This is a genomic window from Microbulbifer jejuensis (assembly GCF_047289955.1).
Classification (GTDB): domain Bacteria; phylum Pseudomonadota; class Gammaproteobacteria; order Pseudomonadales; family Cellvibrionaceae; genus Microbulbifer.
Window position 1 is genome coordinate 46,480 of the sequence record NZ_JBLBUB010000002.1, and the last position, 25,172, is coordinate 71,651.

At 46.0% G+C, this 25,172-nt stretch carries 19 protein-coding genes; 9 read left to right on the forward strand and 10 right to left on the reverse strand.

Annotation, left to right across the window (positions count from 1 at the left end):
• Positions 1-107: 107 nt before the first annotated feature.
• Genes ACL7TT_RS01675 through ACL7TT_RS01685 form a run of 3 tightly spaced genes read left to right on the forward strand, consistent with a single transcriptional unit; the run spans position 108 to position 4,924 of the window.
• A complete protein-coding gene (locus ACL7TT_RS01675; RefSeq protein ID WP_413392637.1) occupies positions 108-1,727 on the forward strand; it encodes an FAD-binding oxidoreductase in 1,620 nt (539 codons plus the stop codon).
• Positions 1,728-1,733: 6 nt separating this feature from the next.
• Positions 1,734-3,329, forward strand: a complete 1,596-nt coding sequence (locus ACL7TT_RS01680; RefSeq protein WP_413392638.1) for a glycerol-3-phosphate dehydrogenase/oxidase — start codon at positions 1,734-1,736, stop codon at positions 3,327-3,329.
• 38 nt (positions 3,330-3,367) lie between these two features.
• On the forward strand, positions 3,368-4,924 hold the full coding sequence (locus ACL7TT_RS01685; RefSeq protein WP_413392639.1) for an FGGY-family carbohydrate kinase: 1,557 nt from the start codon (positions 3,368-3,370) through the stop codon (positions 4,922-4,924).
• Positions 4,925-5,205: 281 nt separating this feature from the next.
• Here ACL7TT_RS01685 and ACL7TT_RS01690 read toward each other — a convergent pair whose 3' ends face one another.
• The 5 genes from ACL7TT_RS01690 to ACL7TT_RS01710 form a co-directional block, all read right to left on the reverse strand.
• Positions 5,206-6,051, reverse strand: a complete 846-nt coding sequence (locus tag ACL7TT_RS01690; RefSeq protein WP_413392640.1) for an SCO family protein — start codon at positions 6,049-6,051, stop codon at positions 5,206-5,208.
• Positions 6,052-6,160: 109 nt separating this feature from the next.
• Positions 6,161-6,976, reverse strand: coding sequence for a formylglycine-generating enzyme family protein (locus tag ACL7TT_RS01695; protein WP_413392642.1), 816 nt, complete (start codon positions 6,974-6,976; stop codon positions 6,161-6,163).
• 21 nt (positions 6,977-6,997) lie between these two features.
• Positions 6,998-8,389, reverse strand: a complete 1,392-nt coding sequence (gene nirK, locus ACL7TT_RS01700; protein ID WP_413392644.1) for a copper-containing nitrite reductase — start codon at positions 8,387-8,389, stop codon at positions 6,998-7,000.
• Between the two features lie 1,658 nt (positions 8,390-10,047).
• Positions 10,048-10,467 (reverse strand): hypothetical protein, encoded by a 420-nt coding sequence (locus tag ACL7TT_RS01705; RefSeq protein ID WP_413392646.1) that lies wholly within the window; start codon positions 10,465-10,467, stop codon positions 10,048-10,050.
• A 308-nt stretch (positions 10,468-10,775) separates the two neighbouring features.
• Positions 10,776-11,039, reverse strand: coding sequence for a hypothetical protein (locus tag ACL7TT_RS01710; protein ID WP_413392647.1), 264 nt, complete (start codon positions 11,037-11,039; stop codon positions 10,776-10,778).
• 393 nt (positions 11,040-11,432) lie between these two features.
• Here ACL7TT_RS01710 and ACL7TT_RS01715 point away from each other — a divergent pair, with 393 nt between their 5' ends.
• The 3 genes from ACL7TT_RS01715 to ACL7TT_RS01725 all read left to right on the forward strand — a co-directional run bounded on the left by ACL7TT_RS01715 (position 11,433) and on the right by ACL7TT_RS01725 (position 14,626).
• On the forward strand, positions 11,433-11,723 hold the full coding sequence (locus tag ACL7TT_RS01715) for a helix-turn-helix domain-containing protein (RefSeq protein ID WP_413392649.1): 291 nt from the start codon (positions 11,433-11,435) through the stop codon (positions 11,721-11,723).
• Between the two features lie 76 nt (positions 11,724-11,799).
• Positions 11,800-13,242: a sensor histidine kinase gene (locus tag ACL7TT_RS01720; protein WP_413392650.1), complete on the forward strand. Its 1,443-nt coding sequence runs from the start codon at positions 11,800-11,802 to the stop codon at positions 13,240-13,242.
• Positions 13,243-13,249: 7 nt separating this feature from the next.
• Positions 13,250-14,626 carry a sigma-54-dependent transcriptional regulator gene (locus ACL7TT_RS01725; RefSeq protein WP_413392652.1) on the forward strand — a complete coding sequence of 459 codons (1,377 nt, stop codon included), beginning with the start codon at positions 13,250-13,252 and terminating at the stop codon, positions 14,624-14,626.
• 232 nt (positions 14,627-14,858) lie between these two features.
• Here the strand turns inward: ACL7TT_RS01725 and ACL7TT_RS01730 are convergent, their stop codons facing one another.
• Both ACL7TT_RS01730 and ACL7TT_RS01735 read right to left on the reverse strand, forming a co-directional pair.
• Positions 14,859-15,389: a hypothetical protein gene (locus ACL7TT_RS01730; protein ID WP_413392653.1), complete on the reverse strand. Its 531-nt coding sequence runs from the start codon at positions 15,387-15,389 to the stop codon at positions 14,859-14,861.
• 73 nt (positions 15,390-15,462) lie between these two features.
• Entirely contained in the window at positions 15,463-15,765 is a 303-nt protein-coding gene (locus ACL7TT_RS01735; protein ID WP_413392655.1) for an HdeA/HdeB family chaperone, read from the reverse strand.
• A gap of 377 nt (positions 15,766-16,142) precedes the next feature.
• On the opposite strand from ACL7TT_RS01735, the gene ACL7TT_RS01740 reads away from it, so the two are divergent.
• The 3 genes from ACL7TT_RS01740 (at position 16,143) to cls (ending at position 20,763) form a co-directional block, all read left to right on the forward strand.
• The gene (locus ACL7TT_RS01740; protein WP_413392657.1) at positions 16,143-17,579 is read left to right on the forward strand and encodes an amino acid permease; all 1,437 of its coding nucleotides are present in this window, start codon (positions 16,143-16,145) and stop codon (positions 17,577-17,579) included.
• Position 17,580: 1 nt separating this feature from the next.
• Positions 17,581-18,945 carry a glutamate decarboxylase gene (locus ACL7TT_RS01745; protein ID WP_413392658.1) on the forward strand — a complete coding sequence of 455 codons (1,365 nt, stop codon included), beginning with the start codon at positions 17,581-17,583 and terminating at the stop codon, positions 18,943-18,945.
• Between the two features lie 393 nt (positions 18,946-19,338).
• Positions 19,339-20,763 carry a cardiolipin synthase gene (gene cls, locus ACL7TT_RS01750; protein ID WP_413392660.1) on the forward strand — a complete coding sequence of 475 codons (1,425 nt, stop codon included), beginning with the start codon at positions 19,339-19,341 and terminating at the stop codon, positions 20,761-20,763.
• A 378-nt stretch (positions 20,764-21,141) separates the two neighbouring features.
• On the opposite strand, the gene ACL7TT_RS01755 is transcribed toward cls, so the two are convergent.
• From ACL7TT_RS01755 to ACL7TT_RS01765, 3 genes are all read right to left on the reverse strand, one after another.
• Entirely contained in the window at positions 21,142-21,942 is an 801-nt protein-coding gene (locus tag ACL7TT_RS01755) for a hypothetical protein (protein WP_413392662.1), read from the reverse strand.
• A 588-nt stretch (positions 21,943-22,530) separates the two neighbouring features.
• On the reverse strand, positions 22,531-23,481 hold the full coding sequence (locus ACL7TT_RS01760) for a Rid family hydrolase (RefSeq protein ID WP_413392664.1): 951 nt from the start codon (positions 23,479-23,481) through the stop codon (positions 22,531-22,533).
• A 333-nt stretch (positions 23,482-23,814) separates the two neighbouring features.
• Positions 23,815-25,020 carry a right-handed parallel beta-helix repeat-containing protein gene (locus ACL7TT_RS01765; protein ID WP_413392665.1) on the reverse strand — a complete coding sequence of 402 codons (1,206 nt, stop codon included), beginning with the start codon at positions 25,018-25,020 and terminating at the stop codon, positions 23,815-23,817.
• Positions 25,021-25,172: the final 152 nt, after the last annotated feature.

Below are 25,172 nucleotides of genomic sequence, written 5' to 3' on the forward strand. Positions count from 1 at the left end.
TACCAGAATTTGCTACTTCATCTGTCCCGTTTGGTCAATTAAACTTTTCCTGTTGGCTTGATAATTAGCTAGAATTAATGTGTTTTAGACTAAGGTAAGGTGAAAGCATGGGTCGACGTTGGAATGGCTGGGGTGACGAAAGTTACGTAAAAGAAGTTTCTGATCACGGTCGTCGTTTAATCCACTCTGTCATTGGCGTACCCCAATCATTACCCAATACTACCCTTGATGCGGTTATGGCCAAAGTGCCACCTTCCCGATTGCCGGACCATTTTCTGATTTCAAAAGGGACGGAAGAACGGGTTCGTCATGCCCGGGGGCAGAGCTTTCCAGACTGGCTGGCTATGCACAGTGGTGATTATGGTGTTTTTCCAGATGGTGTCGCTTATCCGGAAAGCAGTTCACAGGTTCGGAAGTTGCTGGATCTTGCCGTTGAGCAGGACTTTGAAGTGATTCCTTATGGTGGTGGGACGTCCGTCGCCGGTCATATTACTCCGCAGCAAAGTCAACGGGCTATTCTAACCATTGATATGGGCAGAATGAACCAATTATTGGATCTTAACGAAGAAAGCCAGATAGCTACTTTTGGCGCAGGCACGCCCGGGCCTCTGGTGGAATCCCAGCTACGGGTGCAAGGTTATACCCTGGGACATTATCCACAATCCTGGGAGCTATCAACTGTCGGTGGCTGGATTGCTTCCCGGTCTTCCGGTCAGCAGTCTCTTGGATTTGGGCGTATAGAACAACTGTTTGCCGGTGGCAGTATGGAAACGCTTCACGGCACATTGGATATACCCTCTATTCCGGCGTCATCAGCAGGGCCGGATATCCGTGAAATGACCATGGGGACAGAAGGTCGACTGGGAATATTTACAGAAGTGCAGCTGAGAGTGACCCGTTTGGCGGAGGAAGAGAAATTCCTTGTGGTCTTTATGCCGGACTGGAATTCTGCCAAAAAGGCGGTGCGAGAGCTGATTCAACAAAAAGTACCCATGTCCATGATGCGGGTCAGCAATGCCAAAGAGGCAAAGGCGCATATCCATCTAGGGACCAAAGAGTCAGAGTTTAAGCTGTTGGATCGTTATCTGCGTTTCCGTGGCTTGGGGAATGATCGCTGTATGCTGACTTTTGCTGTAACGGGGTCAAAGGCTCAAAACAAAACCTCACTGAAGCAGATTAGAAAAATATTGAAAGGCTATGGCGGTATTGGAGGCCCTATTGCCCAGGTGATGGGTAAGATCTGGGCAGATGGGCGTTTCAAGTTTCCTTACCTTCGTGAAACTACCTGGCAGGAAGGCATCGCCATCGACACACTGGAAACTTCCACGGACTGGGAGAATGTGGATTCTGTTCTACAGGGTATAGAAGAAAGTCTGGAAAATGCTCTGAAAGATGAAAGCGAAGAAGTCATGGTGTTTACCCATCTTTCTCATATGTATTCACAGGGGTGCAGTATTTATACAACTTATTTTTTCCGCTGCGCAAACAGTTACGAGGCAACACTAAAGCGCTGGCAAAAAATGAAAACTTCTGCGTCAGAAGTGATTGCCCGTAGTCGTGCAACCATTTCTCATCAGCACGGCGTTGGCAAGGATCACGCCCTCTACCTGGAGGCAGAAAAAGGCAAGCTTGGCATGCGGATCATCCGTACCCTGACAAAAGAGTTTGACAGTGATTTTCGCCTGAACCCCGGAACCTTGCTGGTTCAGGAATCAGGGCAGGGATGATAGTCAATGTGGCAGAAAACATGGCAGTCCGGTCAGCGGGCAACGCTTTTCAACAAGCTTGAAAATGAAACTGAGCAATGGGATCTGATCATTGCAGGTGGAGGCATTACAGGAGCAGGTATTGCCCGGGAAGCCGCACGGCGGGGCCTGAGAGCCCTTTTACTGGAACGTCGTGATTTTGCCTGGGGTACCTCCAGCCGTTCTTCGAAAATGGTGCATGGTGGGCTGAGATACATCGCCGCCGGTGATATCAAAACCACAGTGCACTCTGTACACGAGCGTGAACGCTTAATATATGAAGTGCCGGGTCTGGTGGATAAAATGGCCTTTATGATGCCCCATTATAAAGGCAAGTTTCCAGGCCCCCTGGTGTTTAATATTCTCCTTGGAATCTATGATATTTTTGCCGGGCGGCGCTATCGGAAGAAGCTCTCGCTGAAGGAAACAAAATGGGTTTGCCCCCATATTAATGAAAAACATCTGGTAGGCGGAACACAGTTCACTGATGCCATAACCGACGATTCAAGGTTGGTTATGCGGGTATTGCGCGAAGCGCAGGAAGATGGAGCGGCCATTGTTAACTATATGGGCGTGAGGCACCTGTTAAAACAGGATGGCAGGGTTGTTGGTGTTGAAGTAGAAGATGCGCTTACCCATCAGTGCCGCGAACTTAAAGCCAGAGTGGTGATTAACGCTACCGGTGTCTGGGTGGATCAACTGCGCAGTGAGATGGAAAAGGAGAAAAATATTCGACCTGCCCGGGGGAGTCACATTGTGGTGCCTTTCTGGCGACTGCCTGTGGCACAGACATTGACGACATTTCACCCGCACGACGGAAGACCAATATTCATCTACCCCTGGGAAGGCAGAACTGTAATCGGTACAACAGATCTTGATGAGAACGCTATTGAGAATGTTGAAGCGAATATGACCCGTGAAGAAATGGATTATCTGATTGGAGTGACTCGTTATCAATTTCCTTCAGCAGAACTGGAAGAGGATGACATTTTGTCATCCTGGGCCGGTGTAAGGCCATTGATTGCCTCTGGTGCCCTAAGCCCCTCCAAAGAAAAGCGAAATCACAGTGTATGGGATGATAGTGGTCTGGTATCGGTCAGTGGTGGTAAGTTAACCACATTTCGATTGATTGCTCTCGATGTACTGTCTACTGCCAGCAAATATCTGCGCGAATATGAAAACAAGGCTGATTCAAAGGCGATATTTTCCCCGTACAGGCCAGAAAATAGTTTGTTTGCAGGGCTCCCTTCCTACCTGAAAAAACGGTTTTGCGGTTACTATGGTAAAGATGCAGAGCCATTGGTTGCTGGTGCGAACCGTTCTGAACTTAACCTGATACCGGGAACCCGTTCAACCTGGGCAGAGCTGCGCTGGGTCGCAGCCAACGAGGCGGTAGTGCATCTTGATGATTTACTACTGCGCAGAACTCGACTGGGTTTGCTTTTAGCAAAAGGCGGAATGGTCTATGAAGACAAGATATGCGCTATCTGTCGTGAAGCCTTGGGCTGGACTGAGAAAAAATGGACCGAAGAAAAAGTCCGTTATCAAAAAATCTGGCAACAACATTACAGTGTCCCGGCCTGAATAAGAAAGAATAATATTCTGAAATTGGGAATACGAATGTGAAGCAGTCACATTATTTTTTAGCTATCGATAATGGAACCCAGAGTGTGCGTGTGCTGGTTTTTGATAACCAGGGTAATGAAATCGTCAAAAGCAAAGTAGAGCTTGATCCTTATATTTCTGAGCACCCCGGCTGGGCTGAGCAGGACCCGAAGTATTACTGGCAGTCTCTGGGGAAAGCTTTTGACGGGTTATGGGCAGCGGGTAAAGTAAGACCTGAAGAGGTGCGTGGTGTGTCACTGACAACCCAGCGATACACCATGATTAATCTGGATGAAGAGAAGAAGCCCTTGCGGCGGGCTATTGTCTGGATGGATCAGAGAAGAGCAGTATCACAAGAGCCTCTTGGTGGAATCATTGGTTTTGGTATCAAACTGCTGGGACTCGGTAACCTGATTGAGGATTTGCGCTCCAAATCACGGTGTAACTGGATTGCTCAGAATGAACCGGAAATATGGAGCAGAACACGCCATTATGTCAGTCTGTCAGCCTACCTGACCTACCAGCTCATTGGTGAATTGAAAGATGCTACCGGCTCCACCATGGGGTATCTGCCTTATGATTACAAACGACAGTGCTGGGCTAAAAAGTCCGATTTAAAGTGGAAGCTGCTTTCCTGTACCCGGGATATGATGCCTGAACTGGTTAAAACTGGAGAGTTGCTTGGGCATATTTCGCAGAAAGCCTCAGAAATGACAGGTCTTCCAGTTGGGTTGCCCATGGTTGCCGCAGCTTCTGATAAAGCCTGTGAAGTATTGGGAGCAGGTGGCTCAGAACCGCATATTGGTTGTCTCAGCTATGGAACAACGGCAACCATTAATACAACCACGTCAAAATATATTGAGATCCTTCCATTTATCCCCCCCTACACGGCAGCGATTCCAGGCTTTTATAACACCGAGATGATGATCTATCGTGGGTTCTGGATGGTGAACTGGTTTAAGAATGAGTTTGCCCATTATGAGCAGCGCAAGGCAAAAGCACTCGGTCTAGAGGCAGAACAGCTTTTTGATGATCTCTTAAACCAGGTGCCGGCCGGCTCTATGGGTTTGATGATGCAGCCATATTGGTCTCCGGGTGTGCGGCAGCCAGGACCTGAGGGAAAAGGGGCGTTGATTGGTTTTGGTGATGTCCATAAAAGAGCACATATATACCGCGCGATTCTGGAGGGCTTGGCCTATGAGCTGCGGCAGGGAAAGGAACGGATAGAGAAACGTAGCCGTGTTCCAATTACACGCCTGAGGGTGTCCGGTGGTGGCTCCCAAAGCGATGCCGCCATGCAGTTAACTGCGGATATCTTTGGTCTTGCGGCAGAGCGTCCACATACTTATGAGGCTTCTGGGCTTGGGGCCGCGATTAACTGTGCGGTGGGATTGGGAGAATACCCGGATTACCTGACGGCTATCCAGCATATGACTCGAAAAGGGGATGTATTTGAGCCGCACTTTCCAACAGTGCAGCTATATGGTCGACTGTATAAAGAAGTGTATTTGGAAATGTATAAGCGGATGAAACCGCTATATCAATCCATTCGTGAAATAACTGGATATCCATAATAACGGGGTTTTAGGTAATACACTCAATTGGTAAGGCGTTGGCCAGTTGATAGAGTCGGCGCTTTCCCCGGCAAGAAAAAATACTGATGAGCTTTAACCAGCTGACCGAAAACGAACGACACTAGATTTACAGCCTGAAACAAACTGGACATTCACAGGCATAGATTGCGGATTATCTGGAATGGCATCCAGCTTCGATCTGTCGAGATCTGAGCCGCAACTAGAGGCGACCGATCGCCATCGTATAAACCAGTTTTTCAGGGAGCCTCAGTTTTGCCATATCAATTATTGGCGGTTTGCGGGCAGTTGGCCGATGAAAGTGTATTTTCCCCCTCAATGTCTGATAAAACCAATTCTAAAATATTCGAAACAGTTTCTTCCGGCCCTTCGTTTAATCCTTTCATTTGGTAGTTAATTTTTCCCTGTTTGTCCAGTACTGTAATCATATTCGAATGTGCTATGTCTTTTTTATCATTATTCATCGGCCTATAGCGCACACCCAACAGGGCTGAGAACTCAATTACGTCATCTGGATTACCATTCAACATCACCCAGCGACATTCATCTAGATCATGCTCCTGCATATAACGTTTTAATAATTCTGGGCTATCTCGTTCTGGATCCAAGGAAACAAGGGTAAATTGGACTGCCGTGATGTCGGATGAAGATATTTTCTTCTCAATATTTCTTAATTTGGAAAGTATCACCGGGCAACTATGTTGGCAGTAAGTATAAACAAAAGCTATTACTTGCACTTTTCCCTGTAAGGCAGAAATAGTTATTTCATTATTATTCTGGTCCCGCCATTCTGATTCAGCGTGGTAAACAGAGTCATCGGGAAGTTCAGCAAAGGAACAGGTTGAGGATAATGGCAGAATCAAGGTTATAAATCCTGCGGTGACCTTTTTAATCCATTGGGAATGTGGATTCAGTATTTCGCGTTTGAGAGTTTGCGTAGCCCTGCGTCTGTGATGCCGATAAAATGCTCGTAGTATATTTTTTGCGTAATGTGTGATTGATGCTGATATTGCATTTTTGAGAAGGAATGTGAATTGTATTTTCTCATTATCTTTGATTTCAACGTGTTCAATTCCAGAGATGCTGGTATATGAGGTCAACCTGCTCATTACTTACTCCGTGGGTGTTTTGGGTTCTTGACCTAAAAATAAAGTAATCAGACTGAATTGCTTTATTGCCTTCCTATCCACTTAAATCAAATTACAAAACCAATATTGTTCAATGCTGGTTTGTGTCTCTCGCGCAACGAAAACCCAGAGAGCGCATTGTATAGGATGCGCGATAACTGCTGCGCAGTGCGTAGCGCATAAATGCTGTGTAATCACCCGGGTCAACAGAGGAAACAGCACCGGAACCACAAAATAGGGATAGCTCCAGTTGTGTATCTCCACGGGATTCTCCGGTAACCAGTGCGGTATTGAAATCGTTAACCAGTTCCCAGATTACGCCGTGCATGCCATACACACCCCAATAGTTTGCTGGAGTATCTTTTACATTTGGCAGCAGGCTGCCAGTAGGTCTGGAGTACCATTCCAAGATTTTTTGGCGGTGCGCCGGATCATTACGACCATTCCTGTTAGTGCCACTGGCTTGAGCGACATATTCCCATTCATCAAGTGATGGCAAGCGCTTGCCCATCGACTCGCAATAGGCCCGCGCAGAAAACCAGGATACGTTAGTCACTGGGGCCTCAGCCAGTGTATCCAATGTAAGTGGAGTCATATGTTGTAGATATTTTTCATCGCTAAATACAGACTTGATATTATCTTTACTCCACTTTGGATTGTGCTGTGTAAACGTATGGTATTGGCGATTGGTAACAGCATAGCGGTCAAGCAAGAATGGCCCAACAATCGGCGAAGCGGTACTGTCCTTGAAAAGTGGAGTGTATTGCCCGCCGGGTATATAAGCCATTTCACTCTGAGTCGGCTTGCGGAATTGGCTTGCTACCTGATCAGCCTGTCCGAGGATTGGCTGACATATCAGCAAGGAAGACCCCAACAGGCCAGTTGTTATCAAGCGCCTGTTTTTCATTTTCTCAATTCCAACAGTTCCTTAATGTATACGCCGTTTGGCAACTTGTTCAGGTGTGATTTCACCTCCATTGTTGCTCCAGCTATTCAACACATAGGTCAGTACATTGGCGATACTTTCGTCAGACAATTGCACTGCCGGCATAACTCCATCATATGCTTGTCCATTGACTGTGATCTTGCCCGAGAGCCCATTGAGTAGTACGCCGATTGAACGGTGGGGTTTTGCGAGCAAATAGTCAGATCCTGCCAGGGGAGGAAAGGCTCCGGGAATACCCTGACCCCCGGATTGGTGACAGGCCATGCAGTTTTGATTGTAGGTACGCTCTCCAAATAATATGCGCTCTTCTTTGCTTCGGGCTCTGACAGATGCACTGTCACTTTCTGCAATGCTTTGAATACCCCCACCTTCAGGGTGATAGACCGTATCATCCTGCTTGCCAGAATATATAGCGAGGTCTTCAGTGCCTGTGATTTTCAACATACCCAGTGCACCCTTATTGAATGCACGAAAAATAGAATGATCGACTAGTATAAAGGTACCCGGGACATCCACTAGAAACTCCACGATTGCTGAACCTCCGGCAGGAACAAGGGTTGATTGCACGTGGTGATTAACCATATCACCACCTTCTACATATACTTTGTCAAAAATCTCACCAATGACATGAAATGAAGAAATCAGATTGGGGCCACCATTGCCGACGTATAAGCGGACAGCCTCACCTACATTGGCGCGTATGGACTTATCTCCCGTTATCGAACCTACAGAGCCATTAAACACAACGTAGTCAGGATTTTCGGAAAGTGCTTTCTCCATATCAAAAGATTGCAGACCTTCTTCACCATACTTTCCCTTGGTATAGAATTCGCTTTGCATGATGTAATATTCTTTATCTACCGGCGGCATACCTTCTTTGGGCTCAACAAGAATCAGCCCATACATACCGTTGGCAATGTGCATACCAACGGGTGCCGTGGCGCAATGATAGACGTATAAACCCGGGTTCAGCGCCTTGAAAGAAAAGCGTGAAGAATGCCCCGGTGCGGTAAAGGAGGAGGTGGCACCGCCACCGGGTCCTGTAACAGCATGCAAGTCTATGTTATGTGGCATTTTGCTCGACGGATGGTTATTCAGGTTAAATTCAACATGATCACCCTCTCTAATGCGAATAAAGTTACCGGGTACCTGGCCACCAAATGTCCAAAAAGTGTACTCAACACCATCGCTCAGGCGACCAACTTTTTCTATTGTTTCAAGGGTGACAATCACCTTTGCCGGATAATTCCGAGAAATGGGGGGAGGCACGAAAGGTGCCGCCGTGAGCACAGCATGCTCAATCGGAAGGTGCGAATCAGTCTCTGCAAATGTGGGCATACCCGTCGACCAGATTACGCCTTCCAGAAAAAACATTATAATACCTACACTATGTATTTTGTGTTTTCTATTTGTCATCATTGCTATATTCCCCAATGGTTCGTTGCAATTATTTAGCCTAATAACAGAAATAGTAGCCACAAAGGGCAGTTATCCAGGTGCATACACTACCAACTAAATTTAAATGCAGCTAAGTATAAAAACTTTTATCCCTCTAATTCTCATAATATACGTGTAGTGAAAGCGATCGACAATAGTCAGATAGCTAGACTCTTAAACCCGTGAGTGGATGGCATCTACCTATAATTAAGCCTTTGAGTGAATTATTGGTAGTTGTTTGTACGGTGCTGGCTCCGTTAAGCAATTTTTACGCTGGTGTTCAGGAGAGCTGCTGATCTTACTAGCAAGGCGGAAGGGAAGAATACCCTTATCCCGGGACCGTATGAGGCATGGACGCCGATTACGAGCGTACTGGGAGGTATTCACAGCGTGCCCCCGAGGGAGGGTATTCCTCCCTTCCGACCCGGTATTAAGGCCAGTAGAGCCTTCGAATTTATTCGTAGTGCTCTACACTGTTTGAAGGTACAGTAAGATTGTGTTGCATAATTACAGCAGCTACCGGTACCCATCAATGTGATTTTAAAGCGTTTCATGCAACCAACCCCAGCTATGCATGCTACTTGAATAGACACAATAAATACGCGGGTTTTAAGCATACAACCATGGCGACACACAAGCCTCTGTATTGTTAGAGGTGGTTAAAGTGTTAGAAAGTCTGTGCCAGTTGGATGAGGTGTCACCAAGCCTAAAGGTCTCATTGTATGGGATGCTATACCTTAAATAAGTGCTTTTCATCTCAGATAGTATTTTAGTCTGTGTTTGAAGCAGGAGCTTGATATACATCAATTAAGGAGGCAACTATTGATAAAACCGAACCTGTGGAAAATAAATAGATCCCGCTATCTCAAGGGGGACGTTACTGTTTAGGTCTGACTTTGTCAGAACCAATCTGGTAATGCCCATAAAAAAACAACCAATTAGAAACTTTATAACGGCCAGAAAAGTAGTCTCCGAATTCGGTGACTCTGCAGTATTATTACTGCGGATAGAAGTTTTTACAAGTGGCTGGGTGAGCTATATAATATTTGAAATTATCGATGCTTTTACAGAAAAATTTACAAGCCGCTCTGGAATTTGAAAATTATTAACAAGGCGGAAGGGAAGAATACCCTTATCTCGGCACCGTATGAGGCATGGGCGCCGATTACGAGCGTACAGGAAGGTATTTACAGCGTACCCCGAGAGGAGGGTATTCTTTGCTTTTGACCCGGTAGTATAAAGGATGAATTTTTTCTGCTTACAGCCAATTTCTAAATTGAGACAGTGCGGTAAAAATTTATTTTTGTATAGGATAACGTTTTCTCAGTGGTAAAGATCAACAGTAACACCATTCTGAACTTTTCATGAGCGTATTCCACTTTGCTTAGAAGCACCGGGCTGTTACAGAGTGTTTGCCGAAAACCTTTCCTAAAAACTTTACGATTAATTACGTGAATCACCCAAGGTGATTCACGCATGGTCAAAAAGTGCTTTTCAAACTCCATGATCTGGATTTCAATGGGAGGAACTATTTATAGGTTATTGATTATTATGCAAAAATTGAAGCCGCTATTTGTAACTGGTGAAAGGTAATCTTACGGCGAGAAATGATTATTTTCAACGAGTGTGGATACTCGCCATTGATCAGTATTCTTTTCGGTGTTACGCGTAAGTCCAAGGGTGGAAATTAAATAGCCTTCTTCTTTGGTAGATACTTTGTATTTCACTTCAGTAGCATTATTATCAATCTTGGTGCGACTTATAAATTCGCTGTGAATGTGCGGATGATCGCTGGAATGTTCGCCATAAGTTTTATCCAGGGTGATTTCCTTATCAAGCCTATCTCTGGCTTGTCCGGTGGTGAGCGCTCTTGCTTGTTGTAAATTATCACCAATATAGTAGGCCTGTATGAATGCTTCTGACACTTGTCTAGGTGTCTGCACAATCAGGCTTTCCGAACATGCAACAAGCAGGCTGAATAGAAGGAGTGATAAGAAACAATGGGATTTTTTCATAAACGTATGTCCTTGAATAAACGGATGAACTCACAGGCTGTGGATAGATGGTATTGGGTGAATCAATACTTCTCCAGGAAATTGTAAAGCAGGATTTTTTTGCTCCTAGCATTCGGTAACGGCGTTTGCTGTTTATCGATCATTCGATGTGTCCTATGAGAATAATTTATGGGTGATTGAAGCAAAACTAGTTGGATTGTTTGTCTCCAACAACCTGTGTGGAGGCCATTCTGGCGATCCCGATCAATTTCTCTGCTAAAACTCGCTCAGCTTGCGTTCGCAATGCTGGAATCTGGATATTAGCAATCTTACAGATCAGGTGAAGTAATTTCTCTAACTACCCTCCTTAACGATTTCCCTTTCAGTTTCAGCTTATGGCTATTGTGCAGTAAACGACCAGGCATGACAGTGACCAGTATGGTATTGCTGATAACAATATGCTTGGCCTCAATGATCTGGTTGGTGTTGAAGGTTAACTTCGGGCCATGTTGTAGCTCCCAAACTCTGTCGAGGGAGCCTTGCACAGACCCCATGGTCATTGTGACTGGTTGCATGGCAACTGCTTTACACATCAGTAGGTACCTTTCCCAAGAGTTGCAATGCGGCTGGCGTGATGCTGTTGGTGATGGTGGAGCACCAATGCGTTGTTCGCCGGCTGGAGCTTGCACTGTGGTATATAGGTAAGCACTACAATTTGCGTGCCACAATTCTCCAGGAAATCCTGGGAATTAAATTGCTTGAAATTGCGAGGGATTGAAACGAATAGAAGATTCGATATGGTTGATATAAACCATTTTTCCTTGGTTTATATCAACGAAATGGTTTATATAAACCTATTTGTGGCGTAAAATACTTCCATCCGATCCCCCTGAGCCCTTGTGGCGTGGGGTTTTCAGATCTTTGGCAAGATGTTTGCAGTAAGCCTCTTTAATTCAGCCGAAACCGGTTTGTCTTCAAGAGGTGGAATGGCAAGCATGGATATTACCCAGAAAAGAAATCGTTACGCAGACGCTGGATCGGTAGGTTTGCCTGAAGCCTGTCTGGCGCGCTTTGATAGTGGATATTATTCACCGCCCAGCGCCCTGGAGATTCGTCGACTACTGGCCGTGTATCAACTGTCAGGGGCCTGCGTAGCGGAGATTCTGGGTGTGTCAGATTCGAGGACTGTCCGGCGCTGGACCAGTGGCGAATCAAGAATCAGTTACTCAACCTGGCGATTGTTGCTTTGGGAGTTAGGTTTGGTAGTCGCTGACTGACGTGACCGTATTTTTCTCTTATAGGAGGTTGCGGCCTTCGGTTACGCATATTTTATCCAAAGCATTTGGAGTTGGTATGCTTAAACAGTTGGTGTTCAGACCTCTATGGTTGTTATGTTTAACAATGGGTGCAATCGTTATGATCGCATTGATTGCTGTTGTTTTGCGAGCCAGCTTAAATTTAAATCGATACGAGTCCATCAAAAACAACCTTGCCCATCTAACCGCGCTGCAAGAAACGGGTATCGATGTACAAGAACACATTATTCAGGCATTAGACGACAAGACCAGGATTTCCCCTGATACGAAAGCCAAAATTCATAAAGATATTGACTATTTGCTATCCCTTGGTTGGCATCTCAATGAGGAAACCCCTGCGCACTTGAAGCGCATCCAGGTAGCGTTTGACGCTTTAGAGGCCCAGCCTAGAGAAGCCTTGCTCCTTATGCTGGGTGAAATGGAGTCTATCACAAAGCGTGAATTCAGAGCACATATCGCTCTGGTGGAGGTTCTTCATAACGAAACGGTCAACGAAGTGAATATGTCTTTATTCATCATAGTGATGCTGGCGTTGACTATCGGGTTGGTTACCTTTTTTGTGCGTCGAAAAGTGGCGGCACCCCTATCGAATTTATCACAGCTCATGTCAGTTTTAGCCGAAAGGGATTATCAACTGGCTGAGACAGAGCAGATAGAGCCCATAATTTTGCCTATTTTTGAACGTTACAACAAAATGGTTGGACGATTGCAACAGTTGGAGCTTGCGCAACGGGAGAAGCAGGAGAATCTGGAGACCCGTGTCCAGATCGCAACAAAAGCCATAGTGGAACAGCAGCTTACATTGGCTAATTCTGAGCGGTTGGCGTATGTAGGAGAAATAAGTGCACAGATAGCCCATGAACTAAGAAATCCCTTGTCCAGTATCAAGGCTGTGGTCAGAAATGTAAGCATCGAGGTTGATGACGATGATGCCAAACGTCGACTGGCACTGGTAGACGGCGAACTAAATCGGATTTCTGAACTTTTAAGAAATCTGCTCAATCTTGCTCAACATAAGCCAGAGAAACCAACTCGCATCAACGTGTCTCAATCGATCAGGGATCTGGTTGACTTGGCTGTGTATTCTATCCCCAATCAAATCAGACTCGAGTTCACAGGTGATGACCCTGTGTATTTCAGTTTGCCAGAAGATAGATTTCGGCAAGTGGTATTGAATCTTATCTTAAACAGTGCGCAAGCCATTGGGGATAAAGACGGCCATATTACTGTACATATTAAGGTGCGCAAAAATTTTCTATTGGAGATAGAGGTCTGTGATGACGGGCCAGGCTTCAGTACAGGCGATAGAAATACACGAGTACTGGCTTTTTCTTCAGAAAAAAGGCATGGAACCGGGCTTGGATTGGCGATTGTTCTGCGATTTGCACACGAGTTTGGCGGTACACTGAAAATTAGTGAGAATAATCCGAAGGGTTCGAAAGTTACGGTTGTGGTACGACATGACATCTCAGTCAGCTGAAAGCATTTTGATTATTGAGGATGAGGAACTCTTCGCTAGTGAATTAAAGCGTTATTTGCAGCGGGGTGGTTGGGAAGTCAAGTGGGCGCGTAGCCTGGAGGAGGCTCGTCGGGAAATACTCCTCAATTCAAGTGATCCGTCTATCGTTCTTGCAGATATGAAATTGCCTGATGGAAACAGTCTTGATCTATTCGAAGAAACCTCCAATGTTGTGCGTACTTGTGAATGGATCATTCTGACGGGGTATGGGAGCGTACCTGATTCCGTCAGGGCGATGCGCCTGGGTGCCTTCGATTTTCTCACAAAACCCTGTGACTTTGATCAAATGGATCTGGTCATTACGTCAGCATTGAGGAGTACCCGTGCCCAAAGGCGTATATGGGAAGAATCTGACGCTAATCGAAAAAAATTCTCTGCTGAGCGGTTTACTGGTTCCAGCGCAAAGGCCAATTCTTTGCGCTATCTGTTAAGACGATTTACTTCAGTATCCCTTAGTTCGGTAATTATCACCGGTGAGTCAGGCACAGGCAAAGGGCTTGTTGCCCGTATTCTCCATCATTCAAGTCAGCGTGCCGATTTCCGTATTGTGGAAGTGAACTGTGCTGCTATACCAGAATCTCTCCTTGAGGCTGAGCTTTTTGGCCATGAGGCAGGTGCTTTTACTGGCGCAAAAGGTCGGCGTCGTGGGTTATTTGAGCAGGCAGATGGAGGAACACTATTTTTGGATGAAATTAGTGAAATTCCTCTAAGTTTGCAGGTGAAATTGCTTAGAGCTATTGAGGATAAATCATTCCGGAGGGTTGGTGGCGAGAAAGAAGTTCAAGTTGATTTTCAACTGCTAGCAGCAACCAATAAAAACCTTGAAGACCAAGTCGAAAATGGTGAGTTTAGAAAGGACTTATTTCACAGGCTAAATGTGATTAATATTGAAGTACCTCCCCTTCGTGAGCGACTGGAAGATATTTATGAGCTTGTCCCGCAGTTTATTCAGGAGTTCAATCATACTTCCGGTAAGTGCGTGAATAAAATTCCAGATAAAATCTGGGAGGTAATGATGGCGTATTCCTGGCCCGGTAATGTGCGGGAATTGCGCAATGTGATTGAGCGTTGCGTATTACTGTCTGATGGTGAGGTTTTTCCATACCGCTGGCTATCCCTGGGGCAATCCACATCTGCCACCAGTAGTGAAGTAATCTCCAAGGAAACTCCTATTGTGGTGATGAATCTTGATGGGAGTGAATCACTGGAGAGTATGGAAAGACGGGTTTGCGAAGCTGCGATGCGCCTGGCTGGGGATAATATCTCTGCTGCCGCACGAATACTTTCTCTCAGTCGGGAAACGATGCGATACAGATTAAAAAAACACAATATAACCCAAGGGTAAGCAATAGTAACAGCAGGTGCTATGGCGTGTGGCACAACAGGGTCTGCCAGAATGATCGCAGGGTTTGAAGGAGAGGGACAGGCAACAGCTCAGCTATAATACCTGTCCCTTAAGTGCTGTATTGTCAACAAGTCAGGTCTGTATCATCAGCATGATTCAGAATCGACCGCCCGCAACAAACCCGCAATGTTTGATACCATGATGTTGCTACTGTACAGAGCTGCTCTTTTGGTTACTGGGAGGCGTTATTCCTGTGCAGATCAACGGATTCAACACCTGAAATCTCTTGTAACGTATCTTGGGCCTTACTCAATAAGTTGTCTTCACCGTGTACGATCAGAACGAATTTGTCTGCCTTGATAGCAGTTTCGTAGTTAACGATGCTGTCCTTGGGAATGCCAATACTGACCAATGCTGCACCCAGGGCGCCTAAACTACCACCAATGACAACCCCCTCTAGGGCGCCAACAAGTACCTGGACTAGGGGGCCGGCGACAGCCACTGGGCCCAATCCAGGAATGAATAGAAATGCCCCGCCGAATAAAATACCCCAAATACTGCCCCAGAATATTCCGTTTTTACCCCAGAACTTTACCCGGTCTCCGATGTTGTAATAACCGTGTACTTTCTCTTCTGTGTGATAATCCTTACCAATAATTGAAATTGATTTTATATCAATGCCTATGTTTTGCAGAGGTTTTATGGCCGATTCAGCCAGATCATGACTAGGGAAGACCGCTGTGCAAGAATTTTTACTGTCCATTTCGCACCTTCAAAAAAAGGCCGCTATCAACCATGACAGGGTACAATAGCGGCTTGTGAATTATTTATGCTAATTAATACAGTTCGTCAATGGCTTCGTATACGGTGCCATCCTTGTTGTTTTTACAGTAAGTGATCATATTTGCATGCCACTCCACATAATCATCTTCTTCGATGAGTGGCTTACCCCAGGTCATCCAGGAGTAGGCGTCATACCAGTAGTATACTCGAACAAAATCCTCTGGATCGTAATCGATAAACTGGCTGCAAGTGATATTCAAGTAGGGATGGTCTTTTTTTCCATCTCTCTTTTCAGCCATGGCGCAAGCTGAAAAAGAAAGTGCCAGTAATGCAACAAGTAGGGTTTTTACCCGCATATAATTTCTCCTCGAGAGTAAATTCAAAGGCCTGTTAAGGTAGCAGCTTATCTTGTTTTCGCGTTAGGACATCTTGGCCTAGAAAGCGCAAATAGTTTGTGCGTTTAACTATTAACAATGTCCAAAACATATTGACCGAAAAGTCAGCCGACACAGGCAGTGTGGCATACAGGTTGTTGGTGCCGATGGCCTTGATTGTTAATGCCGTAATTAAGCTGAATGCACCCCGCCTGATGATTTAACAGATGCTTTACATCACACACTACTGGAGGTAGGTCTTGCCATTTGGTATGATCGCTTATGGATATCGATTAATTAAATTTTATGCGATCTGGAATCGGTGAATGTCAATACAAAATAGTCCGGGAAATAATCCAATGCAGGAAGTTGAGCGCAGTGCGAACAAATTGACCGCTTTACCGCTGATCTTTATTACTGCAGCATTGTTTATGACCATGAGAAACATGCCGGTGATGGCCGAAACCGGTATGCACATGATTTTTTTTAATTTCATTACAGTATTTTTATTCTTGATTCCGGCAGCTTTGGTTTCGGCTGAGCTGGCAACTGGATGGTCACATAATGGCGTGTATGGTTGGGTCAAGGCGGCTTTTGGACCCAAATTGGGTTTTCTCGCTGTATGGCTGCAATGGGTGCAGAGCATCTTCGGGATAACCAGCATTCTGGCTTATGTAGGTGGTTCTTTGGCCTATGTGCTTGCGCCTGAACTTGGAAATAATAAATATTTTATTGCAATAACCATTTTTATTATCTACTGGTTGGCCACCGTTATGAACTTTAAGGGTGCCAAACGATCGGGATTGATTTCAAGTGTCGCACTTATTGCAGGAGTAATCACACCGACACTTCTATTGATAGGATGTAGTGCCTGGTATTTTTTGCAGGGCAACCCATTACAAGTCAATTATCAACTTACTCAGGAAAACTTCCTACCCTCTTTTACTGATACGACAGGGCTGTTACTGTTTCTCAGCTTTGTGTTTGGATTCGTAGGCATAGAGGTATCAGCCAGCCATGCAAGGGACGTGGTTAATCCTCAAAGAAATTATCCCATTGCACTGTTCACTGCAGCGTTCATCGGATTTGTATTGACATTATTAGGTGGGCTTGCTATTGCGGCTGTGGTGCCCGCTGAAAAGATCGATTCGATTAATGGCGCAACACAAGCTTTTTCTATTTTGTTAAAACATTACCAGCTTTCCTGGCTGATACCTGTAGTCGCTTTTTTAATTGCTATGGGAGCGGCGGGGCAAGTAAGTACCTGGGTTGTCGGACCAATTAAAGGGTTATGGGCTGCAGGGCTGGAGGGAAATCTTCCCCCTTATCTTCAAAAAACCAATCGATACGATGTGCCGGTGAGGCTATTACTGATTCAGGCAACATTGATTTCTGTTATTGGTTTGTTATTCCTGTCATCAAGTGACGTGAATACAATATTCCTAATGCTCACGTCAACTGCAATTGTACTGTACGCAATGATGTATATTCTTATGTTCCTGGCTGCAATACGACTTCGGTATTCACATCCAGAAGTTCATAGGGCCTACAAAATACCTGGTGGAAGATTTGGGATATGGGGGATCAGTTTAACCGGTGGCATTTCCATATTTGCATGTCTCCTTATTGGATTTATTCCGCCAGAACCAAATCCATGGGGACTGTGGGGCTTCGAGTCCCTGTTGATTTCAGTGTGCATTGTTTCAATTGTAGCCGCATTTATCATTATCAATAGACGCCAATCCAATTGGATTGACAAAAGTCAAAATTCTTCACTCATTTACGGAGAGGGATAAGATGGTTTTTCACATTAAGAATGATATCGAGAAGGCAGGTGGGTTAACACCTGGGTACGGTTCCAGAGAAATGACTGAACCAACACCAAAATTTACTCTTCCTGAAAGGGAGATGTCTCCAACGGTAGCTTATCGCTTGATTCATGACGAATTGATGTTGGATGGAAATGCCAGACTTAATTTAGCCACTTTTGTTACAACCTGGATGGAGCCAGAGGCAAAAGCATTGATGGCTGAAACATTTGATAAAAATATGATTGACAAGGACGAATATCCACAAACTGCACAAATTGAAGAGCGGTGTATCAATATCGTCTCGAATTTGTTCAACGCACCGGAGGGAGGCATAGGGACATCTGCTATTGGGTCAAGTGAAGCGGTTATGCTGGCGGGAATGGCACTGAAGTGGAAATGGCGTGAACGCATGAAAAATAAGGGCAAGGCAGTGGACAAGCCCAACTTGGTTATGGGCAGTAATGTCCAGGTTGTATGGGAGAAATTCTGCCGATATTGGGATGTCGAGCCTAGGTACGTCCCAATGGAGCCAGGACGCTATGTGATCCACGAGGAGGGGGTTTTATCTCTAGTTGATGAAAATACCATCGGTGTTGTCGCAATTCTTGGCACGACCTATACGGGCGAGTTCGAGCCAATTGAACAAATTCACGATGCTCTTCTGGCGCATAATGAGCAAACAGGATATGACACACCACTGCACATTGATGCAGCCAGTGGTGGCTTTGTTGCACCATTCCTACATTCGGATTTGAAATGGGATTTTCGTTTGCCGCTGGTAAAATCTATCAATGTCTCAGGTCACAAATACGGCCTCGTCTATCCTGGAGTCGGGTGGATATTGTGGCGTAATTCCGATGAACTTCCAGCTGACTTGGTTTTTCATGTTAATTATTTGGGTGGTGATATGCCAACGTTTACGTTGAACTTCTCCAGGCCTGGAAACCAAATAGTAGCGCAATACTATAATTTTATTCGTTTAGGTTTTGAGGGCTACAAGCGAATTATGGAGAACCTCCAATCAACAGCGCTGTATCTGGCTGCGGAAATTGAAAAGCTTGGTGATTTCTCCGTTATCAATAATGGAGAGAGTATTCCGGTTGTGGTGTTTCATGTTACCGGCGAGGTGCGATTTACCGAGTACGATATCTCTGATGCGCTGAGAATGTACGGGTGGCAGGTACCCGCGTATACAATGCCAGAGAATATTCAAGATATGTCTATATTGCGCCTTGTGGTTCGCGAGGGATTTTCCAGAGATATGGCTGATTCATTGATTAGAGATATCAGGCGTGCCACTCAAAACTGTAATGGTGGCAACAGCAAAGGCCAACGAATGTTTTCCCACTAGATTAGCACAATCGAGTGTAAAGGTCCTGTTTAAAGAGCCACTGCGTATTATGGAGATCAAATCTGATGCGCGTGGCGCTTATATGCCACCCACAATACTGTATAAACGCTTCAAATACCGTCAGCAGATAAGTCAAGCCTGCCAGATACCCTGTTCTTATTGGCGTGGCTAGCCAAACAGGATAATACAATGCATGACGATACATTTACTGGTATGCTTGTCACTTTGATGCTGGCTTGTTTTCGGGGATTTAGCCCGAAACACAAAATGCCGGGATTAACATAAACCCTTAATGGAAGACGAGGGCCTCAGACACCAGCGCATCTGATATGAAAATCCTGCTATTAGGCAGCATATCAACAGATAAGCTGTATCCTGTGATCCTGAAATTTTATGTTTTTAATACTGCATGTCATTATTGTTGTTGGGTTTACCATTCGCATATTATTGCGTGATGATTTATCACCCACCTCCCGCCTAGCCTGGTTTGTCGTTGTTCTCATTTTACCTTATGTGGGAGGTGCCCTCTATTTCTTGTTCGGAGAAATAGATCTTGGCCATCATGCCAAAGAGCGTCATAGCGCTATTTGGTGTGAAATAAAATCACGATGTACAGCTGTTTTTAGTAATGCAAATTTGACACAAAAGCTGATTGCCCCTGCATACCGGCCTGGATTTTCCTATGCCGCTTCGGTAAATGGGTTTCATACTGCTGACGGCAATAGCGTTGAGCTGATGCCTGACCAGGTTGCTGCCAGGGAACGGTTAATTGAGGATATAGAGGCTGCTAAAGATCATGTACATGTGCTGTATTATATCTGGCTTGAAGATAATACGGGTATCGCTACTGCCAAAGCCATTATCCGTGCCGCACAAAGAGGGGTGGTATGCCGAGTGATGGTGGATGGTTTAGGGTCACGTGCTTTTATTAACTCTCATCTTTGGAAAAAAATGCGTGCCGCGGGCGTGCATACTGCGGTATCGTTGTCACTGAAACATCCCATTCACACGATATTGACCAGTCGCATTGATTTACGTAATCATCGAAAAATAACTATCATTGATAACGCAATCACCTATTGCGGCAGCCAAAACTGTGCAGATCCAGAGTTTAGAATAAAGGCAAAATACGCACCTTGGGTTGATATAATGGCGAGAGTAAAAGGCAGCGTCGTCGCACAAAATCAGGTGATTTTTGCCAGTGATTGGGTGCAAACAACAGGGGAAACATTGGATAATTTCCCATTTGTAATAACGACTGTATCCCAAGGCATTCCGGCCCAGATTATGGGAGATGGCCCAACTGGCAGGTTGGGTTCGACGCCACAACTTTTCTCAACATTGATTAGCACGGCACAAACAGCGCTGACAATTTCAACACCTTATTTTGTGCCGGATTCAACTGTTCTTGAAGCCCTGTGTGCCGCGGCACATCGCGGTATAAAGGTTACACTCATCTTTCCCAAACATAATGATTCGTGGGTGGTGTCAGCGGCCAGCCGCAGCTATTATAGGAAGCTTCTGGAGGCTGGTGCTAGAATATATGAATTCAGAGACGGTTTACTGCACGCCAAAACACTCACAATAGATGGGGTTGTCAGCCTGATAGGATCATCCAATCTGGATTTACGCAGCTTTGACCTCAATTACGAAAACAATTTGCTTTTGTATGATGAGTCGGTGAGCAATGATATACAGGAGCGCCAATCCGAGTATATCGCCCGATCAGATCCTGTAGTCATTGAAGATGTTCTTGCTTGGCGACGTCGCAAAAGGATCTGGCATAACGTTATTGCAACTATTGGTCCGGTTTTATAACCTAGATTCAACTTGTAAGTGCATATCTCTTGCCGGAGAAAAAGCGCGAAGCCTAGGGGTAACTGGTCGATTTTTTTCTAGCTCCTTTGAGATATGCACTTACAAGTTGAACCTAGGTATAAAATATAAAGAGCCATGATCCTGAGCATAATTTACTCTCAAGACTCCGGTGGGCAGAATTTAAAGACCGTAGTCACACAATTGAATTCCTCACAACAGCTAAGGCCATTAGTGGCGAACCGTGCCTGACATCTAAAACCTTTCTATCCAGTAAAATATTTACATCGTTATTTAGAGAACCTTTGACGTTACATGGCGGGAAGGATCCCTTATTAATAAAAGCTAGAAAAGCTGAGCTGGTCATCCATATCAACCATTTTATACAGCTGCCAAATCACGCTGCAGGACTGGTGCAATTTTTTTAAAATTTGGTTTATACTCGAAGGGAGAATAAAAGTTTCTATTCTTGAGTGAGTGAGACCAGAATGGAAATCCACCCCACCGAAATGCATTTCTCAGTTCGTAAGCAAAATACATATCGCCACCGCCGTCGTTATAAATTACACCATCAAATTTATGATCCGGCAAAATAAATCCCTTGGGTTCACAATTTGACGTCCAGCCACCCAGCGGAAAGAAGGGCTCATATTTTTCCATTTCTGGATCGTAGTAGCCGTTCTTCTTCGCTTCTTGGATGCATGCAACCCGCTCTTTATCAATTTCAGTGATCATTTTGAGGGATTCATTCAAGTCGACAAACACTATCGCCGGATGACTGCCAAGGCCGTAGACGGCAGGGCCTTTTTGTGGCTTGATCCCATCAGGATGTTGCAGTTGCTCGCTTGATTGCCGGAAATCAACGGAACCGAAAGTCTCGTACCATGCACGTAAAATAATTGGAAGGGTTCCATATTTGCTCTCGATAACATCGAGTTGTTCAAGTTCAGACTTCGTCGGTTTACGTAATGCGTTTTCGGGTGATGCAAATTGGTAACCTATCTCTTGCAATCGAGCGTGCAACAGCATGAGGTTTTTTCGGCATCGACTGACGAATTCACGGGCAACAGATTGTGCGTCAGAGATTACAGCCCTAGAGCGAACCTTGTCACCCAGCAAGATGAGTTCATCCCATACTTTGTCGCATTCGCCATTGCAATATCGTTTGTAGAATGAGTCCATATGTTTTTCCGGATAATGCCCGCCCCGTGTTTTGTATACATTTTCAATGTTCAGTTAGAATCTTAGCGGCTTCAATACTACCAAGTAGCTAAATATCCCACCTGCCAAGTTATTTAAACTCAGGTCAATCATACTCTCCAAGGCTCCACCCCTTAAATCTATTGCCTACAAGCAATCTTTCTAAGCACCGAAGCTATCGAAGGGGGTTTTTGTAGACATATTGAGACACTCCTTCTTTGTAAACTTTTCTTGTATAAATTTTGGCCCCTGCCTTGAAGTGGGGCTTGGAGCAACGAAGTAGGGGAAAGACCATAGCAAGATTTGTTTGTTGAGGGCCGAATACGCATTCTATGCGCATAAATTGACTTTTTAAAGAGTCCGCAGATTTAATCTGACAGATACAAGCTCTTCAATAAGGTGACTGCCCTGGAATCACAAAAGTGGGGCTGGATAAGCGCCTATATAAAAATTACTTTCCGGTGCCCATCATCACTGGAAAATAGGGGCTTCAGGGCAGTAAAGTTGAGGAAAATTCAATTTTCAGAGACGCCCTTAAGTCTCGTGTAATGAGCTTTGCTCCTGCCATACCTATTGAATACAGGGCAAGACGGCGATTAATTCCGTTTCACAGAGTAACTCCGGGCGGCAAATATCAGCCTGAACCCAAACGTGAGGGAAGCCTTCGAAGCCTGCATTTCGAAACCTATCCAGCAGGAGCAACTGATCGGATGGCCGTTTTACGTAGGTGATCGCGACAACAACATCATCAAAAGTCGCGCCCTGGCCTCTCAGCAAGGCATGCATATTCGCCAGCATACGGTCTGTTTGCGCGCTAAAGTCACCTACATGGACCGATCTGCCAGCCAGGTCAACGCTGGCAGTTCCGGAAACAATAAGCATGGTCTTATTCGATTCAGCGACCCGCATACCGCGTACGAAATCCGCACCGTATTCCGGGGCTTCATTCAGGGTGGGTGAGTGCATCGGGATGCGCGCTACAGGGTTGTGCCCTGTCACTGCGTAGAAACCGAGGCACAATTTGTGTCTTTCAACGGCCAGACTACCGCCGATAGCCGTGCTGGCCGGAGCGGGCCGAATTTCTCGCGAGACGAAAAATGCCCGGCGTGCCCGGTTCAGGTCATTGTAGTCACGGTCTATATCACGAAGGTGAATCCAGGTGCGCACTACGTCGCTAAACGCCAGGCCCGCCTGTTGCAGTAAGTTCTCGGCCAGTTCGAACACGCCGTATGTCTGCTCATGGACATTGTCGCCTGCGCTGCAGAGACTACTGGCGAGTACACGGGTTTCATCCCCTAACTTAACCCGCAAACCACGCCCAGAGTTGCTGGCGGTACTGTTGCAGGTTGCAGTAGTCTCGACAGTGGCCAGACTGAATATTGATGTGCCGGGGATGACCGCCTGTACCAGAACTTCGAGGTGGGCTTGGGCATTCAGCGGGGGTTGTCCGATTTCTGTGCGGGCAGGTGCGATGCCCTTTCCCCCGCTTGCGGCGAGTACCTGTTCTCTTACTTTTCGCACAGAGGCGATATTTTCGGGAAGATTTTGCAGGAATACCATCTCAGAAATGATTGAAGCGGTACTTCCGCCCTTGGCGAGTAGAGCCTTTTGTATCGCCCTGTAGATTGCTGCTGCCTGGGCACCGACATCAGCCCGGTGAGTCGGAGCCTGACAGTGTAGGAAGAGTTCTCGGGCCCTGCAGCCCTCAATGCAGCGCAGGACGACTGGACAACCATGGATTTTAAATGACTCAACGGGAGGGTGGAAAGTCACTGGGCTCCTTTTCGCAGCAAAAGGGCCTGTAGGGCCAGGCCGCTTACACAATATCGGTGGTTAAATCGGAGAAAACTGCCTCTAACAATTGTCGGAGGGCAGCTCACCATTCGGGGCCGAGGATACAAACGTTAAGCCCTCGGGTTTGTTGTTCTTAAAACAATTTCCGGCGCCAACGGTGACCTCAAGTTGAAAGTAGACAAGGTCCGCAGCGAGGAAGTCGAGAATGCCTCCCGGTGGGCTTTCTCCGTTGCCGTTCAGTGTGTTCAGGGAGATTTGGTTATCGTTTGCCGCCGGATCAGAAATCGGCGGTCTGGTTTCGCAGCTATTGTCGGTGCCAGTAGTAGCACTACACCAACCCAATATGCCGATGCCAACAAAACCATTGTTCGCGACGCGGTTTTTACCGACCACATGATTACTCACCCCCATCAACAACACACCCGCCCCCGGGGGGAGGTCTGCCTGGAAGCTGCCATCTGGGGCATCGTTCGGCCGGTTATTGTCATAGATATGATTGTGTTCAATAACCCAATTTTCCATCACCGGCAGCGGTGGGTTGCCCGCACCGTTGGGATGAAACAAGCCAATACCCACCGTATTGTCGTATATTTTGTTATGACTTGCCAGGACCTGATTGGACACGGTAATTTCAAAGCCAATAACGCTACCGAACAGCTCGTTGCCGATAACGCGAATGTTTTCGGAGCCCGCAACCCACATGGCGGTATCCAGGGAGCCGTAGGAAATATTATCCCGAACCAAACCATTGGCGGAGAGGGTTGGGTAGATACCATTGTTCAGATTATTGACAGAAACATTACGCACAAATTGAAACCCGTTTACCCATCGGGTCTGGATGCCGTTAGCCGGGTATCCCTCGACACTGAAGCCACGGAGGTAAAATCCCTGCAGTTCTTCGGCACAGGCGCTGTTTTTGTACTCACAACCCGCGGGCGCTACGTAAACGCCAGTCTCCTGGGCGCCATTGGCGATAAGACGAACCCTGTTGGACATCTGCCCGGCTTTATCGGAGGGGTGGCTATGGCTGTTTTTCGACTTTCCAATCAAGCGGAGGTTGTCCGTGGTGATGCGCAGACCATAGATGCTTCCGGCGTCTTCATAATACTCACCGGGCTCGACAAGGATGGTATCGCCGGGATTCGCTGCGTCGATTGCCGCCTGGATGGATTCTCCGGGGTAAACTCGCAGAATACCCGCCCGAGCTGCGGTAGTGCTGACAAGCAGGGCGACAGCAAATATTTGAAGGGTAAAGCGCACATGCATCTTGTTATCCCGACTTGAAAAGGGCCTACATGAGTTTATGATCAGCGCTTGTGGTGTGTGCAGTTCCAATTCACACCATTCGTACATGGATGATCTATAGGTGTCAATCGCCAATATGGGACTGTCATCACAAACCGGCCCATGACAATTCG